This window comes from Nakamurella alba, assembly GCF_009707545.1.
In the GTDB taxonomy this organism is placed as follows: domain Bacteria; phylum Actinomycetota; class Actinomycetes; order Mycobacteriales; family Nakamurellaceae; genus Nakamurella; species Nakamurella alba.
The window spans coordinates 111,483-125,674 of sequence record NZ_WLYK01000002.1 but is presented as its reverse complement, the minus strand read 5'-3'; the positions used below and the strand labels follow the sequence as shown (position 1 = coordinate 125,674).

Genomic DNA, 14,192 nt, shown 5'->3' with positions numbered 1-14,192 from the left:
GGCGGCCGGCGGCGGTCCGATCGTTCCCGGCCGACGTCGGTCCGACCGGGTCGTCCGGGGGATCAGGTCCGGCGGGCCAGCACCACGCCGCCGGGCGTGGCTCGCCCGGGGTCGAGCAGCATCGTCGCCTCGATGTGGAAGTGGTGGCGCTGCAACAGATCCGACATCACCTCGACCGGACGCAGGTGCACATCCAGATCCATCGGCAGGCCACCGTACCCCTCGGTCCTGTGGTTCGTCCGGTCCCCGACATGGAAGCCCACGGCCACGATCCCGCCCGGCTGCACCACCCGACGCAGCTCGCCGGCGACCGGATCCAGCTGCTGGTCCGGCACGTGGATGATCGACCAGGACACCAGTGCGCCGATCGCGGCGGCGTCGGGGCACGGCAGCGCCGTCATCGATCCGACCGCGTACCGCGGCCCGGGGTGGTCCCGCCGGGCGATGCCGATCATCCCGGGGGAGAGGTCGATGCCGGTGACCGCCAGTCCCAGACCGTCCAGGTGACCGGCGAAATGACCGGGACCGCAGCCGATGTCGAGCACCGGCGGCGGGCCGTCCGACTGCCAGGCCGCCCGGGACAGGTGCGCGAACATCCCGAGCACCGCGGCCAGCACCGGTTGCTCGGTGACCGCGTCCCGGGTGAGTGAGGCGTACGCCTCCGCCACGGTGTCGTAGGACTGCCGGGTGCGGGCGGCGTGGCCGCGGTCCATATCGCCGCGGTCCGCGTCGCTGCGGTCCGTGTCGCTGCGGTCGGCGTCGCTCATGCCGGCAGCATCGCAGGAGGCCCCGACAGCGAGGTCCGCACCGGCCGCCACCGACGTCCCGCCACCGACCTCAGAGCGCCGCGGGCACCTGCGCGGGCGCACCGGCCGGGCCGGGGCCGTCCGGGGTCTCGTCCGTGCGCTGCGCGTCCTTCTCGGCCGCCGCCCGGTCCAGCTCGGCCCGGTACTCGGTCGAGAAGCGGGTGGGCGCGCTGCGGATCGCCCCGCGGATCGTCAGGAACAGACCGAGCACGAGCAGCACGGCGATCAGCACCAGCAGCCCGGCGGTGAGCACGCCGGGCAGCGGACCGAAGGCGATCAACCGGCGGACGCCGGCGCTGATGGTGCCCGGGGTGACCGCGTCCTCGAACGGGATCCACAGCCAGAACGCCATGATCAGCAGGAACCAGATCGACACCGCGGTGCCGAGCACGGCCGTCACCACCGGCGTCCACCGGGCGCCGCCCCGCAGCAGCCAGGCGATCGCCACGGCGACCGGGAAGACGACGGCGAACAGCAGCGGGTAGTAGTAGCGCCCCTGCAGACCCGCGATACCCAGCGAGGTGCGGTACCTCGAGTAGCTCTCGTAGACGATCGACGCCGCCAGCAGCACGAACTGCAGGTAGAAGGCGAACAGCAGCAACCGGCGCTGCGCCAGCAGGGCCGTGACGAGGATCGCCGACACCACGACGATCGCGCACAGCGTGATGGTGCCCCAGAGCGGCGGCGCCGGCGGCTCCAGCACGCCGAGGGACCCCCAGAACCGCGCGGTCATCACCTCGAAGACCTTGGTCCAGAACCGGTCCATGTCCATCGGCACGCCGTCCGGCCGCGGCGGGCCGAAGGCCAGGGCCTGCTCGGCGGACGCGCCCTCGGGCTGCACCACGCCGAACCGGATGTAGTTGGTGATCCACCACGCCCCGGTGAGCACGGCCCCGATGACCAGGGTCACCAGGGTCTTCGCCGGCGGCCAGCGGCGCAGCCGGATCAACTGCACGATGTAGGCGATCGGCACGATCAGCATCGCGAACACGACGGTGCCCTTGGTCAGCGATGCCGCGACGCAGAGCAGCGAGACCCAGACCGCGATCTTCACCGAACGGTCGCCGAGCATGATCCGCACGCAGCAGTAGGCCGCGGCCGCGCCGACCAGGATCGCCAGGTTGTCGTTGTTCAGGGTGGCCGCCCCGCGCAGCAGGCCGGGGACCAGCAGCGGCAGGAAGGCCGCGGCGTTGGCCGCCGCCCCGGGTCCGACGAACCGCCGGGCGGCGAGGTGGAACAGGAACGGCAGCGGCAGCAGCAGCAGGATGTTGAAGCCACGCAGGATGAACAGCACCAGGTCGGCGGGCTGGTCGTCGGCGCCAGGGATCAGGTAGGTGACCGCACCCATCAGCGCGTAGTAGAGCGGCGGGTGCTGCGACATGTAGTTGGTCGGGGCGTCGGCCTTGCGGTCGTTGCCGCCGGCCTCGTTGTACGACGGCCGCTCCGACCGGATCATCGGGGTGTAGTCGGCCATGTTGGTGCGGCCCAGGTTGACCAGGCCGGACAGCAGCACCGGCTGGATCGACGCCCCGCCGACGCTGATCCGGAACTCGCCCGGCGTGACCAGGATGTCGCCGTGCTCGGCGGCCATCACCCGGTCGAACTGGTAGGCCTCGTCCGCCGCGTAGAACGGCGGGGTGTTCACCAGGAACGCCAGCGAGAGCGCGGCCATCAGGAACGTCGCGGCCCAGGCGAACAGCCGGCCGGTGACGGCCTTGCGCTCCTTCACCGGGGCCGGCGCGCCTGCTGCGGTGCCGGCCATGAACTCGCGGTGGCCGAGGCGCATCTCGGTCGTCGGTGCGGTGTCGGCCGGGCTGGCCGCCACCGTGGTGGGCAGCGCCGGCGACAGCACCGTCGTGGCGGCGGGATCCGGGTTCGCCCCCGGGGCGGAGCTGCCGGACACCGCGGGGAGCACCTGGGTGGCCGACCGGTCGTCCGTCCGTCCGGCCGCGGTGCCGGGTCCGTCGACCCCGGCAGGGACGACCGGCAACTGTGCGGTGGGCTGCTCCGACACCTGCCGGTCGGACTTCTGCAGATCCGGCCCGGGCAGCGGCGCGGGCGGGGTCAGCCGGGGCAACGGCGTCGGCAACGGCATCGGCGGCTGTTCGCCGGCGCCGTCCGCCGGCCGGTCGGGCGACGGGGCCGGGGTGCCGGTGTCCTCGGCGGTTCCGCCGGTACCGGCGTTCTCGACAGTCCCGGCGCTGTCGGCGGTCCCGCCGGGCTGCACCGGGGTCACCGGGAGCTCTGCAGTGGGCAGTTCGGCCGGCCCGGGGCCGGTGGTCCCGGCGGTCTGCGGGTCGCCCTGCCCGGCAGTACGGTCCGAGTGGGCAGTGGCGATATCGTCGGTACTGTCGTCGCTGGGCTGGCTTGGCACGAGGTGAAGATAGCAGTCCGGGACGTCGTTCCCGGTGTGCCGCGAGCCTGTCCGGTGCCCGTTTCGCAGGCCCCGGACCAGCGGCGATGACCCAGAACTGGTGCAGCCGGGACCGTCCGGACGAAAGGTGCGACCGTGACCACCCCGCTGCCGGACCATGACGCCGGATCCGGCCCGGAGCACCCCGCACCGGCCCTCGCGGTGGTGGTCGTCACCTACTCGCCGGGCGATGCCCTCACCTCCCTGCTGTCCTGCCTGCCGGCCGCCGGGGCCGCTGCCGGCACCCCGGTGGTGCTGGCCGACAACGGGTCCACCGACGGATCGGTGCAGGCCGCGGCGGCCGCGCCGGACGTGACCCTGCTGGCGATGGGCGGCAACCTCGGCTACGGGTCCGCGGCCAATGCCGGTGTCGCCGTGCTGGACCGGCGGATCCCGGCCGTGCTGGTGGTCAATCCGGACGTGGTGCTCGCGCCCGGTGCGATCACCGAACTCTGCGCGGCCCTGGACCGGCACCCGCAGGCCGGTGCGGTCGGGCCGCTGCTGACCACCGCCGACGGGGTCGTCTACCCCTCCGCCAGGATGCTGCCGTCGATCACCACCGGTCTCGGTCATGCGCTGCTGGGCTGGTGCTGGCCGGGCAACCCGTGGACCCGGGCCTACCGCCGCGACCACGACACCCCGGTCGAGCGCACCGCCGGCTGGTTGTCCGGCGCCTGCCTGCTGCTGCGGCGGCCGGCGTTCGAGCAGGTCAGTGGGTTCGACCCGGGCTATTTCATGTACTTCGAGGACGTGGACCTGGGGGAGCGGCTGGGGAGGGCCGGGTGGGCGAACGTCTACGTCCCGACGGCCCGGGCGGTGCACACCGGCGGCCACGCGACGGGCCGGGATCCGGGGCCGATGGTCGACGCCCACCACCGCAGCGCCTACCGCTACCTCTCCCGCCGCTACCACCGCTGGTACCAGGCGCCGCTGCGCGGGGCGCTCCGCGCCGGGCTCGCCGTGCGGGCCGCGCTCGCCCGCCGGTCCCCGCACATTGCGGGTGGTGCGGCGTTGCCCAGGGACGTCCCGGCGGAGGCGCCCCGGTAGGGTCTGTGGCGTCCTGGCGGAAACCCGCCGGGATCCGCAGAGCAGAGAGCGAGCACCGGTGAAGGGCATCATCCTGGCGGGCGGGGCCGGCACCCGGCTGCATCCGATCACCCGAGCGGTGTCGAAGCAGCTGCTGCCCGTGTTCGACAAGCCGATGATCTACTACCCGCTGTCGGTGCTGATGCTGGCCGGTATCAAGGACATCCTGGTCATCACCACCCCGGAGGACAACGCCGGGTTCCGCCGCCTGCTGGGCGACGGCTCCGAGTGGGGCCTGAACCTCAGCTACGCCGAGCAGCCGCAGCCCAACGGTCTCGCCGAGGCGTTCATCATCGGCCGCGAGCACGTCGGCGACGACTCGGTCGCTCTGGTGCTGGGCGACAACATCTTCTACGGCCAGGGTTTCTCGCAGACGCTCACCCGCGCGGCCACCGACGTCGACGGGTGCGTCCTGTTCGGCTACCCGGTGCGCGACCCGGAGCGGTACGGCGTGGGGGAGAAGGACGCCTCCGGCAAGCTGCTCTCGATCGAGGAGAAGCCGGAGAAGCCGAAGTCGAACCTGGCGATCACCGGGCTGTACCTCTACGACAACCACGTCGTCGATCTGGCCGCCGACCTGGCGCCGAGCGCCCGCGGCGAGCTGGAGATCACCGATCTCAACAACCTGTACCTGCAGCAGGGCAAGGCCTCGCTGATCGACCTCGGCCGCGGCTTCGCCTGGCTGGACACCGGCACCCACGACTCGCTGCTCGAGGCCGGTGAGTTCGTGCAGGTGCTCGAGCACCGCCAGGGCATCCGGGTGGCCTGCCTCGAGGAGATCGCGCTGGTCAAGGGTTTCATCGACGCCGATGCCTGCCTGGAGCTCGGCCGGTCGCTGGCGAAGTCGCCCTACGGCCAGTACGTGATGGCGGTCGCCCGCGCGGCCGGCGCCACCGGCTGAGCGGGGACGGGACACCATGGCCGTGCCTTCTGGGCCCCCAGCGCCCCCTGCCACAGCGACGGACGGGACCGACGGCGCCGCAAGCACTCCCGGTACCGACGAGGTGCAGGCCGCCATCCTGGTCGGCGGCCAGGGCACCCGGCTGCGCCCGCTGACGTTGTCCGCGGCCAAGCCGATGCTGCCCACCGCGGGCGTGCCGTTCCTGGAGCACATGCTCTCCCGGATCAAGGAGGCCGGCATCACGAAGGTGGTGCTGGGCACCTCCTACAAGGCCGAGACCTTCACCGAGTACTTCGGTGACGGCTCCGCGATGGGCATGTCGATCACCTACGCCGTCGAGGAGTCCCCGATGGGCACCGGCGGGGCGATCCGCAACGTGCTGTCGGAGCTCACCGCGCCGACGGTGATGGTGTTCAACGGCGACGTGCTGTCCGGCCTCGACCTGCGGGCCATCCTGGACACCCACCGCAGCCGGAACGCCGACGTGACACTGCATCTCGTGCAGGTGCCGGACCCGCGGGCGTTCGGCTGCGTGCCGACCGACCCGGACGGCCGGGTGGAGGCCTTCCTGGAGAAGACCGAGAATCCGCCGACGAACCAGATCAACGCGGGCTGCTACGTCTTCCGCCGCGAGGTCATCGAGTCGATCCCCGACGACCGTCCGGTGTCGGTGGAGCGGGAGACCTTCCCGGGGTTGCTCGCCGCCGGTGCGCCCGTCTACGGACACGTCGACGCCACCTACTGGCGGGATCTCGGGACGCCGGCGGCCTTCGTGGCCGGATCCGCCGACCTGGTCACCGGTCTCGCCCCCACCGGCGCGCTGCCCGGCGAGATCGGTGACGCCCTGGTGCTTCCCGGAGCCGCCGTCGCACCGACCGCCCGGATCTCCGGTGGCAGCACCATCGGTCGTGACGTGGTGGTCGGCGAGGATGCGGTGGTGGACGGTTCCGTCGTCTTCGACGGCGCGGTGATCGGGGCCGGCGCGGTGATCGCCCGCTCGGTGATCGGGGCCGGCGCCACGATCGGCGCGGGTACCGACCTGGCCGACACGGTGATCGGCGACCGGGCACAGCTCGGCGCCGGCTGCGAACTGCGTGCCGGGGCCCGGGTCTGGCCGGACGCGGTCATCGCCGACGGCGCCGTCCGCTTCTCCGCCCCGGCCTGACCCGGATCGTCGTGCCCGTCGTCTCCGTGCTGGCCGAGCAGGTGCTGGCGCCGGTCCCCGGCGGCACCGGCCGGTACACCCGGGCGCTGCTGGAGCACCTGCCGGCCGCGGCCCCCGTGGGCTGGTCGGTGCGTGCGGTGACCGCGTTCCACCGGGACACGGCTGCGGCCCGGGTGCCGGGCGTCCGCGGCCCGCGCCGGCTGCCGGTCGGACACCGGGTGCTCAACCGGCTCTGGGAACGCGGCCTGCCACCGTCCGTCGCCGGTGACGTGGTGCACGCCACCACCCCGCTGGCCCCGGCCCGGCACCGCGGCCCGCTGGTGGTCACCGTGCACGATGCGGTGCCGTGGACGCACCCGGAGACGCTGACCCCGCGCGGGGTGTCCTGGCACCGCACCATGATCGGCCGGGCCGCCGACCGGGCCGCCGCGGTGATCGTGCCGACAGCGGCGGTGGCGGAGGAACTCTCAGGCGTGCTGCCGGGGATCGCCGGGCGGCTCCGGGTGGTGCACATGGGCGCCACCCGGCTGCCCGCACCGCCGGACGCCGCCGCGCGCCGGGCCGCCCTGCGGCTGCCGGAGAAGTACCTGATCAGTCTGGCAACCCTGGAACCCCGCAAGGGGCTCGACGTGCTGCTCGCCGCGCTGGCCAAGCCCGAGTCCGGGGACGCGGCCCTGGTGGTCGTCGGCCAGAGCGGTTGGGGCGACGTCGATCCCGTCCGGCTGGCGGCCCGCTCCGGGGTGCGCGCCGACCGTGTGCATCTGCTCGGCCGGATCCCGGACGAGGACCTGGCCGCCGTGCTGGCCGGTGCCCGGGCGCTGGTGATGCCCAGCCGGGCCGAGGGTTTCGGCCTGCCGGTGATCGAGGCGATGGCGGCCGGCGTGCCGGCGCTGCACTCCGACATCCCCGCGCTCGTCGAGGTGGCCGGTGGCGCCGGGATCCCGGTGCCGGTGGGGTCCATCGGCGCGCTGGCCGACGCGGTCCGGGAGATCTGGACCGACGACGCCCTGGCCGCCGACCGGTCCGCCGCCGGACTCGCCCGCGCCGCCGACTTCGGCTGGGACCGCACCGCCCGGGCGACCTGGGAGGTCTACACCTCGTGCTGACGCCGCCACGGATCCTGTTGGACGCCACCGCCATTCCCGCCGAGCGTGGCGGGGTCGGCCGCTACGTCGACCAGCTCGCCGCCGCCCTGGACGCCCGCGGCGCCGACCTGGCGATCGCCTGCCAGCACGGCGACGCGGAGATCATGCAGGCGCTCGCCCCGCACAGCCGGATCGTGCCGGTCGCCGAGGAGCTGCGGAACCGCCCGGCCCGGCTCGCCTGGGAACAGACCACCCTGCCCCGGCTGGCGAGAAGGGTGGCGGCACAGGTCATCCACTCCCCGCACTACACGATGCCGCTGGCCGCCGGGCTGCCGGTGGTCAGCACGCTGCACGACGCCACCTTCTTCTCCGACCGCAACCTGCATCTCGGCGTGAAGGGCCGGTTCTTCCGCAGCTGGACCCGGGTCTCGCTGCGACGGGCGGCCGTCTGCGTCGTGCCCAGCCGGGCCACCGCGGACGAGCTGGTGCGGTTGGCCGGCGCCCGGACCGGCCGGCTGGTGGTGGCGCACCACGGCGTGGACACCGGGCTGTTCCACCCGCCTGCCGCCGCCGACGTGCAGGCCTTCGCCGACGACCTCGACCTGCCCACGGGTTGGGTCGCCTTCCTCGGCACCGTCGAACCGCGCAAGAACGTCCCGGCGCTGATCCGCGGGTTCGTCCGCGCGGTGGCCGGCCGCACCGACCCGCCCGCCCTGGTGCTCGCCGGGTCGCCGGGCTGGGACCACGCGGTCGACCCGGCCATCGCTGCGGTCCCGCCGGGTGTGCGGGTGCTGCGCACCGGCCACCTGCCGCTCGACCGATTGCCGGCCCTCCTGGGTGGCGCGACCGTGGTGGCCTATCCGAGCCTGGGCGAGGGGTTCGGGCTGCCGGTGCTGGAGGCGATGGCCTGCCGCGCGACAGTGCTGACCACGCGCCGGCTCTCGCTGCCGGAGGTGGGCGGCGACGCGGTCGCCTACACCGGGACCGGGGCCGGCGACATCGGCGACGCACTGGCCGGTCTGCTGGACTACCCGGCGCGGCGCACCGAGCTGGCGGACCTGGCCGTCGAGCGGGCCGCCGGGTTCACCTGGGACGCCTGCGCCGAGAAGCACGAGCAGGCCTACCGCCGAGCCGCCGCCACCCGCTGACAGCCGCTGGGATCTCAGCCGGTCGACGCCGGTGCCGGGGCCCCGGTGGATCCGTCGGTGGTGGCGTCGGTGTCCGTCTCCTCCTCGCCCGGCGGGACCAGCGCCGCCACCAGCGCATCCACCGCGCTCTGCTGGGTGGCGCCGGTGATCCCGGCGATCGGACCGGCCCAGTGCACGCCGTACTGGCTGTCCTCGGTGCGGTTGTTCTCGTAGGCCGAGGTCGCCTGGTCCACCAGGTAGTCGTGGTACGGGCGGTCCTCCAGTGCCCGGTCGAGCTCGCCGAGATTGCGCACGTAGATGCCCTTGAAGCTGGGACCGTCCACGCCGCAACCGGTCTGCTCGCACGGTTCGGTGAGGATGCCGTCCACGTTGATCGCGTCGGAGTCGGTGGAGGCGTCCGCCAGTTCCTCCGCGCGCTCGAGATAGGCCGTGTCGCCGGTGCTCTCGTGCAGCGCGACCAGCGCGCCGAGCACCACGCCCTGGTTGTAGGTCCAGGTGGTCTGCCCGTTGTTCTCGCAGGTGCCGTTGTTCAGGCCGTCGTTGACCAGCAGGTCCTCGTTGATCATCCCGGAGGCTTCGAACCAGTCCCACACCCGCACCGCGCTGTCCCGGTACGGCGTGCCGCCGCCGAGCCGGACGTCCAGCTCGGCCGCTGCCTTGATGTACAGCTCGCTGGCGATGGCGTTCTTGTAGGTCCTGGCCACCGTCCACCAGATGCCGCCGCCGCAGTGGTCGTCCTCGAAACCGCCCATGAAGTCGATCGCGGTGCGCGCGGTGGACAGGTAGCGCTGCTCGCCGGTGAGGTCGTAGGCGCGGATCCAGGCCAGTGCCCACCAGCCGGTGTCGTCGATCAGGTCGTTGACGAAGTTGCCGCGGGCGGCGTTCCGCTTCTGCTCGTAGGTGTTCTCGACCACCCACGCATAGCGGCGGTCCCCGGTCGCGATCATGTAGTCGATCAGCGCGGTGAGCGCGTTCGCGCTGTTCCACCAGCCGGTCGTCGGCCACAGCCCGCTGCCCTGGTCGTAGAAGCCGACCAGGGCGTCGACCGCGGGCACGTCGGAGGGCGCCTGGCCGCCGCACCCGGTCAGTGCGAGCAGCCCGGCGGTCACCGCGGCGACGGTGCGGCTCAGGCGGCGGTGACGCACGTGATCTCGATCCTCCGGCGGCTCTCGCAGGTGTTGTCAGGTCTCTCGGGCAGGTGTCGTGCTGGTCTCTCGGGGGTGCAGCGGCGGCCCCGTCGGGTACGGAAGACTGGACCGCACCGCACACGGAGGTGATCCCAGTGTTCCCGATCGGCCGCCCGGCCTACCGCCGCGGTGAGCGCCGTCGCACCCGGCTGATCGGCTGCGCGGTGGTCGTCGCCATGCTGTCGGCCGCGTGCACCACGGGCACCGGTGCCGATCCGTCGACCGGCCCGGGCAGCACGGGGACCACATCCACCACCGCCACGGACGGAACGGACGGCACCGCAGGACCCACTGCGACCACGGGAGAGACCACCGGGACGACGACGCCGACGCCGACCACCTGGTGGTCGGCACCGGGCAGCACGGTGCCGTTCCGCACCCCGGACCCGGACTCGGCCACCGGTGTCCGGCTGGGGCTGATCTCGTCGGCCGGCTCCGACGCCTTCGACCGGGCGGTCACCGACTCGGTGATCGAGCAGGCGGACCTGGCCGGCGCGGAACTGACGGTCTGCGACGCCGGCGCCGACCCGGGCCTGGTGCTGGACTGCGCCCGCCGGCTCGCCACCCAGCAGGTGGACGGGTGGATCGTGCTGCGGCCGCCGGGCGACCTCCGCGACGTGCTGTGCGACGCGGGTCCCCAGGAGGTCCCGCTGGTGGTCATCGGGTCCGACCCGTTGCCCTGCCAGAGCACCGCGGTGGGCGCCGACGACGTGCGGGCCGGCCGGCTGCTCGGGGTGGCCCTCGGGCTCCGCGCGCGGGTGGCCGCCGGCTGCCGGCCGGCGGCCTGGGTGCTGCTCGCCGACCCGGCGTCCCCCGGTTCCACCGCGGCCCGGATCGCCGGGGTGCTGGACGGCTGGCAGGCCCAGTGCCCGGGGGTGGGGATCACCCCGACCGTGCTGGACGCCGGCACCCAGGACGTCGCCTACGAGGCCTTCGCCACCGTGCTCACCGGGGTGCCGGCCGACGCCGACGTGATCGTGGCGGCGGTCAACGACGGTGCCGCCCTGGGCGCGGTCGCCGCGATCCCGGAGGGTGGCGACGACCACGTGGTGATCGGGGCGATCGGCGCCGACCAGCGCGCCTGGTGCGCCATCACCACCGACCCGGACTGGATCGGCGACGCCGCGCTCTTCCCGGAGCGCTACGGCGAGGTGGTGGTGCCGACCGTGCTCGACCTGCTGCACGGGGAGTCGGTGCCGGAACGGATCCTCGTCGACACCGCACTGCTGTCGGCGGGTTCCCTCCGGAAGGTCTACGACGTGCAGGAGTGTGCCGGACCATGACCGACCGCACCGCCGTTCCCACCCTGCCCACCGCGGAGTCCGACGCAGCCGGCACGACCGTCGGCACACCGGGTGCCGGTGCCGCGGTGACCTCCGCGGCCGGTCGGGTGCGCCGCCGGCGCCGCTCGCTGACCACGATGCTGCTCGCCGCCAGCGCCGTGCTCGCCGCCGTCGCCTTCTCGTTCTCCAGCCCGTACTTCCTGTCGGGCGACAACCTGGTCAACCTGATGGAGGACGTCGCGCTGGCCGGGCTGCTGGCCGTGCCGGCCACCTTCCTGATGATGAGCGGGCACGTCGACCTGTCGGTCGGGGCCGCCGCCGCGTTCACCGGGATCGTGCTGGCCGGCACCGCGCCGGGATCCGGGATGGTGGTCGCGGTGCTGCTGGCCGTGCTCACCGGCCTGCTCATCGGGTTGATCAACGGCCTGCTGGTGACGGTCGCCGAGGTGAACAGCATTGCGATGACCTTCGCCGCGATGTCCCTGTTGCGTGGGCTCGCCTACCTGATCCCGAGCGGGCTGGCCATCTCGCTGCCGGGGTTCCGGGCCCTGGGCAACACCCGGCCGTTCCTCGGCATCGGGCTGCCCACGCTGATCTTCGTGGTGGTGCTGGTGGCCGGGCTGCTGCTGGCCAGGTCCGCGGTCGGCCGGCGCAGCCGCCGGATCGGGATGATGCCGGCGGTCGGGCGGCTGGACCGTTGGCCCGAGCGGCGCTGGGTGATCGGGCTGTTCGTGGTGTCCGGTCTGGCCGCGGCGCTGGTCGGGTTGATCCGCACCTCGCAGCTCGGGACCGGTCTGCCGACCGCGGCCCTGGGTATCGAGCTGACCGTGGTCACCGCGGTGCTGCTCGGCGGAGCCCGGATGTCGGGTGGCTGGGCCTCGGTGCCCGGCACCATGCTGGCGCTGCTGACGATCTCGATCGTCGACAACGGGATGTCGCTGGCGAACGTGACATCGTATGCGTCGCAGGTGTTCCACGCCGCGTTGCTGGTGCTGGCGCTGATCATCGACCGGCCGCGCCGGTGGATCCGGCGGCCGCGGGAGGCCGCGCCGGAACCGGCCGCGACCTGAGTCCGGGCGGTCCGATCGGGCGGTCCGTCGCGCTCTCTCAGGCGGGAGTGCGATGCGGGGCGACGCTCCGGCACGGGTGGCCGACGAGCCGGGCCGCCGACTTCTCGCACTGGTCGATGACCCGGCGGGGGATCACCTGGGTGCCCAGGTCGTCCATCGGCGAGCGCACCGCCCCCGGGACGTGGCAGGCGGGGTTCCGGGACAACGCCCGGTCGAGGATCTTGGCGACGTCGATGCGACCCATCGGGAAAGTCCGTCCTGGCGAAGGCGACGTGTCCGGTGCGCCGCCGGTGCCCGACCGTAACCCGGTGGTGACAGGGCAGGTCGGACGTGACCGGTGTGTCGCGTGGGACCGGTGGGACGGAAGTCCGGTTCGCTGCCGATGTCCCGTTCCCGGCTCGTTCGCGGCCGCCGTCAGCCCATCCGGCGGCGCAGCCAGAGGTAGGCGGCACGGCGCTTCACGGCCATCAACCAGGCCCGGGCATCGCCGAGCAGCACGTCCCCGCGGGTCAGCAGGCCCGGGTTCTCCGCCGCGATCCGGTGGTGGAAGGCGGCCGCGTGCTCGGCCTGGGTGGCGGCCAGCGCGACACTCCACTGCTGGGCGCTGATCCGGAACCCGGCGAGCGACCGCCGCACCGCGACCATCGACCCGCGCAGCGCCACCCGGGCGCAGGTGGCCTGGTCGATCAGGTAGGGGGAGCGGTCGTCCCAGCCGCCGGACTCCATCAGCACCGACCGGCGGAACAGCACGCAGCCGGGCTCGCCGAACACGTTGGTGCCGGCCCGTACCGTGCGCCGCACCGCCTCCCGGCCGTCGACCAGCCCGTCCAGCCCCTGGAGGCCGCGGGCGCGGACCACCGGGCGGCCGGCCTCGTCGACGATGTCGCGCAGCGACGCGGACAGCACCGCGGACGGGTGCGCGGCCAGCGCGGCCACCTGTTCCTGCAGCGCGTCCGGATGGATCAGGTCGTCGCCGCAGACCAGCTTCAGGTACTCCCCGGTGGCCGGCTCCGTCACGGCCTTCCAGTTCGCCGGGGCGCCGCCGCCCTGCGGCACCTGCTGCAGCCGGACCCGGGCGTCGGCGGTGTAGTCCTGCAGCAGGTCCCAGGTGCCGTCGGTGGAGCTGTGGTCGGAGATGATCAGCTCGAAGTCGGTGAAGGTCTGCGCCAGGATCGAGTCGATCGCCGCCTGCACGTGCGCGGCGTTGTTGTACGTCGGCACCACCACGGACACCGTGACGGGCGCCGCGGCCGACCCCGCCGTGTCCGGTGCTGCGTCCCGACGCTCGTCCGGCCCCTGCCCCGTGCCGGTCACCTGCGGCACGTCCGGTCCGTTGTGCACCTCCGGCACTGCGGGCTCCTCCGGCACTGCGGGATCCTCCGGCACTGTGGGCTCCTCCGGGATCGGCGGGCTCATGGCCGCTCACCCGGCAGGCGCTGCGGATCGCCGAGCGTGGTGGGCATCTCGGCGGTGGTCGGGAGCGAGGGGGAGTCCTCGTGGTGCTGCGCACCGGGCACCGCCGCCCGGTGCGTGTCCTCCGCGCCCTCCGGCTGAGCCGCGTTGTGCTGGGCGGCCTTCTCCTGGTCGGTCCGGCGGAAGGAGAAGTCCCGGTGGCCGAAGAAGCTGAGCAGCACCAGCAGCACGGTCACCCCGGCCTGCGACGGCAGCGCGGGCAGCCCGGCGAGGTCGACCAGCACGGTGATCAGTGCCAGGTTCAGCAGCAGCGAGGTGATCTGCACCAGTTCGAACCGCAGGAAGTCCCGCGCCACGTGACCGCGCACCCGGAACACGAAGCGGCGGTGCAGCACGAACGCCGTCACCAGCGAGGACTGTTGCGCGATCAGCAGTTCCAGCTGCACCCAGGTGTGCCACCAGAGATCCAGCGCGGTGAAGACGGCGAAGCTGAACGCCGTGTTGAAGGCCCCGACGAGGACGAACGCCACCCGCTGGTCGAGCAGCAGCAGCAGCGGCCCGCGCTCCGGCTCCGCCATGCACACTCCGTTCCTCGTCCAGCAGTTCTCGTCCCGCTCAGCCCGGCCGCGCTCAGC

General features: G+C 73.4%; 13 protein-coding genes. 7 read left to right on the top strand and 6 right to left on the bottom strand.

Annotated features, from left to right (window positions below):
* Positions 1-62 precede the first annotated feature (62 nt).
* Together GIS00_RS09205 and GIS00_RS09200 are read right to left on the bottom strand one after the other, a co-directional pair.
* Complete coding sequence (locus GIS00_RS09205) at positions 63-767, bottom strand: class I SAM-dependent DNA methyltransferase (protein ID WP_230313352.1); 705 nt, start codon at positions 765-767, stop codon at positions 63-65.
* Positions 768-837: 70 nt separating this feature from the next.
* Positions 838-3,180 (bottom strand): DUF2142 domain-containing protein, encoded by a 2,343-nt coding sequence (locus tag GIS00_RS09200; protein ID WP_196073197.1) that lies wholly within the window; start codon positions 3,178-3,180, stop codon positions 838-840.
* A 135-nt stretch (positions 3,181-3,315) separates the two neighbouring features.
* Between GIS00_RS09200 and GIS00_RS09195 the strand changes: the two genes are divergently transcribed.
* Genes GIS00_RS09195 through GIS00_RS09175 form a run of 5 tightly spaced genes read left to right on the top strand, consistent with a single transcriptional unit; the run spans position 3,316 to position 8,604 of the window.
* Entirely contained in the window at positions 3,316-4,266 is a 951-nt protein-coding gene (locus GIS00_RS09195) for a glycosyltransferase family 2 protein (RefSeq protein ID WP_322097763.1), read from the top strand.
* Between the two features lie 58 nt (positions 4,267-4,324).
* A complete protein-coding gene (gene rfbA / locus GIS00_RS09190) occupies positions 4,325-5,206 on the top strand; it encodes a glucose-1-phosphate thymidylyltransferase RfbA (RefSeq protein WP_322097762.1) in 882 nt (293 codons plus the stop codon).
* A gap of 16 nt (positions 5,207-5,222) precedes the next feature.
* The gene (gene manB / locus GIS00_RS09185; protein ID WP_154768143.1) at positions 5,223-6,371 is read left to right on the top strand and encodes a mannose-1-phosphate guanylyltransferase; all 1,149 of its coding nucleotides are present in this window, start codon (positions 5,223-5,225) and stop codon (positions 6,369-6,371) included.
* 11 nt (positions 6,372-6,382) lie between these two features.
* The gene (locus tag GIS00_RS09180) at positions 6,383-7,477 is read left to right on the top strand and encodes a glycosyltransferase family 4 protein (RefSeq protein ID WP_322097761.1); all 1,095 of its coding nucleotides are present in this window, start codon (positions 6,383-6,385) and stop codon (positions 7,475-7,477) included.
* The gene (locus GIS00_RS09175) at positions 7,474-8,604 is read left to right on the top strand and encodes a glycosyltransferase family 4 protein (RefSeq protein ID WP_154768334.1); all 1,131 of its coding nucleotides are present in this window, start codon (positions 7,474-7,476) and stop codon (positions 8,602-8,604) included. The genes GIS00_RS09180 and GIS00_RS09175 overlap by 4 nt, the downstream gene beginning before the upstream one ends.
* A gap of 14 nt (positions 8,605-8,618) precedes the next feature.
* On the opposite strand, the gene GIS00_RS09170 is transcribed toward GIS00_RS09175, so the two are convergent.
* Positions 8,619-9,749: a glycoside hydrolase family 76 protein gene (locus GIS00_RS09170; RefSeq protein ID WP_322097759.1), complete on the bottom strand. Its 1,131-nt coding sequence runs from the start codon at positions 9,747-9,749 to the stop codon at positions 8,619-8,621.
* 137 nt (positions 9,750-9,886) lie between these two features.
* On the opposite strand from GIS00_RS09170, the gene GIS00_RS09165 reads away from it, so the two are divergent.
* Positions 9,887-11,074 (top strand): sugar ABC transporter substrate-binding protein, encoded by a 1,188-nt coding sequence (locus GIS00_RS09165; RefSeq protein WP_154768140.1) that lies wholly within the window; start codon positions 9,887-9,889, stop codon positions 11,072-11,074.
* On the top strand, positions 11,071-12,144 hold the full coding sequence (locus GIS00_RS09160) for an ABC transporter permease (RefSeq protein ID WP_154768139.1): 1,074 nt from the start codon (positions 11,071-11,073) through the stop codon (positions 12,142-12,144). Before GIS00_RS09165 ends, GIS00_RS09160 begins: the two co-directional genes overlap by 4 nt.
* Positions 12,145-12,181: 37 nt before the next feature.
* Here the strand turns inward: GIS00_RS09160 and GIS00_RS09155 are convergent, their stop codons facing one another.
* The 3 genes from GIS00_RS09155 to GIS00_RS09145 form a co-directional block, all read right to left on the bottom strand.
* The gene (locus tag GIS00_RS09155) at positions 12,182-12,388 is read right to left on the bottom strand and encodes a hypothetical protein (protein WP_154768138.1); all 207 of its coding nucleotides are present in this window, start codon (positions 12,386-12,388) and stop codon (positions 12,182-12,184) included.
* Between the two features lie 170 nt (positions 12,389-12,558).
* Positions 12,559-13,560, bottom strand: coding sequence for a glycosyltransferase family 2 protein (locus GIS00_RS09150; protein WP_154768137.1), 1,002 nt, complete (start codon positions 13,558-13,560; stop codon positions 12,559-12,561).
* Entirely contained in the window at positions 13,557-14,135 is a 579-nt protein-coding gene (locus GIS00_RS09145; RefSeq protein ID WP_154768136.1) for a GtrA family protein, read from the bottom strand. Before GIS00_RS09145 ends, GIS00_RS09150 begins: the two co-directional genes overlap by 4 nt.
* Positions 14,136-14,192 lie beyond the last annotated feature (57 nt).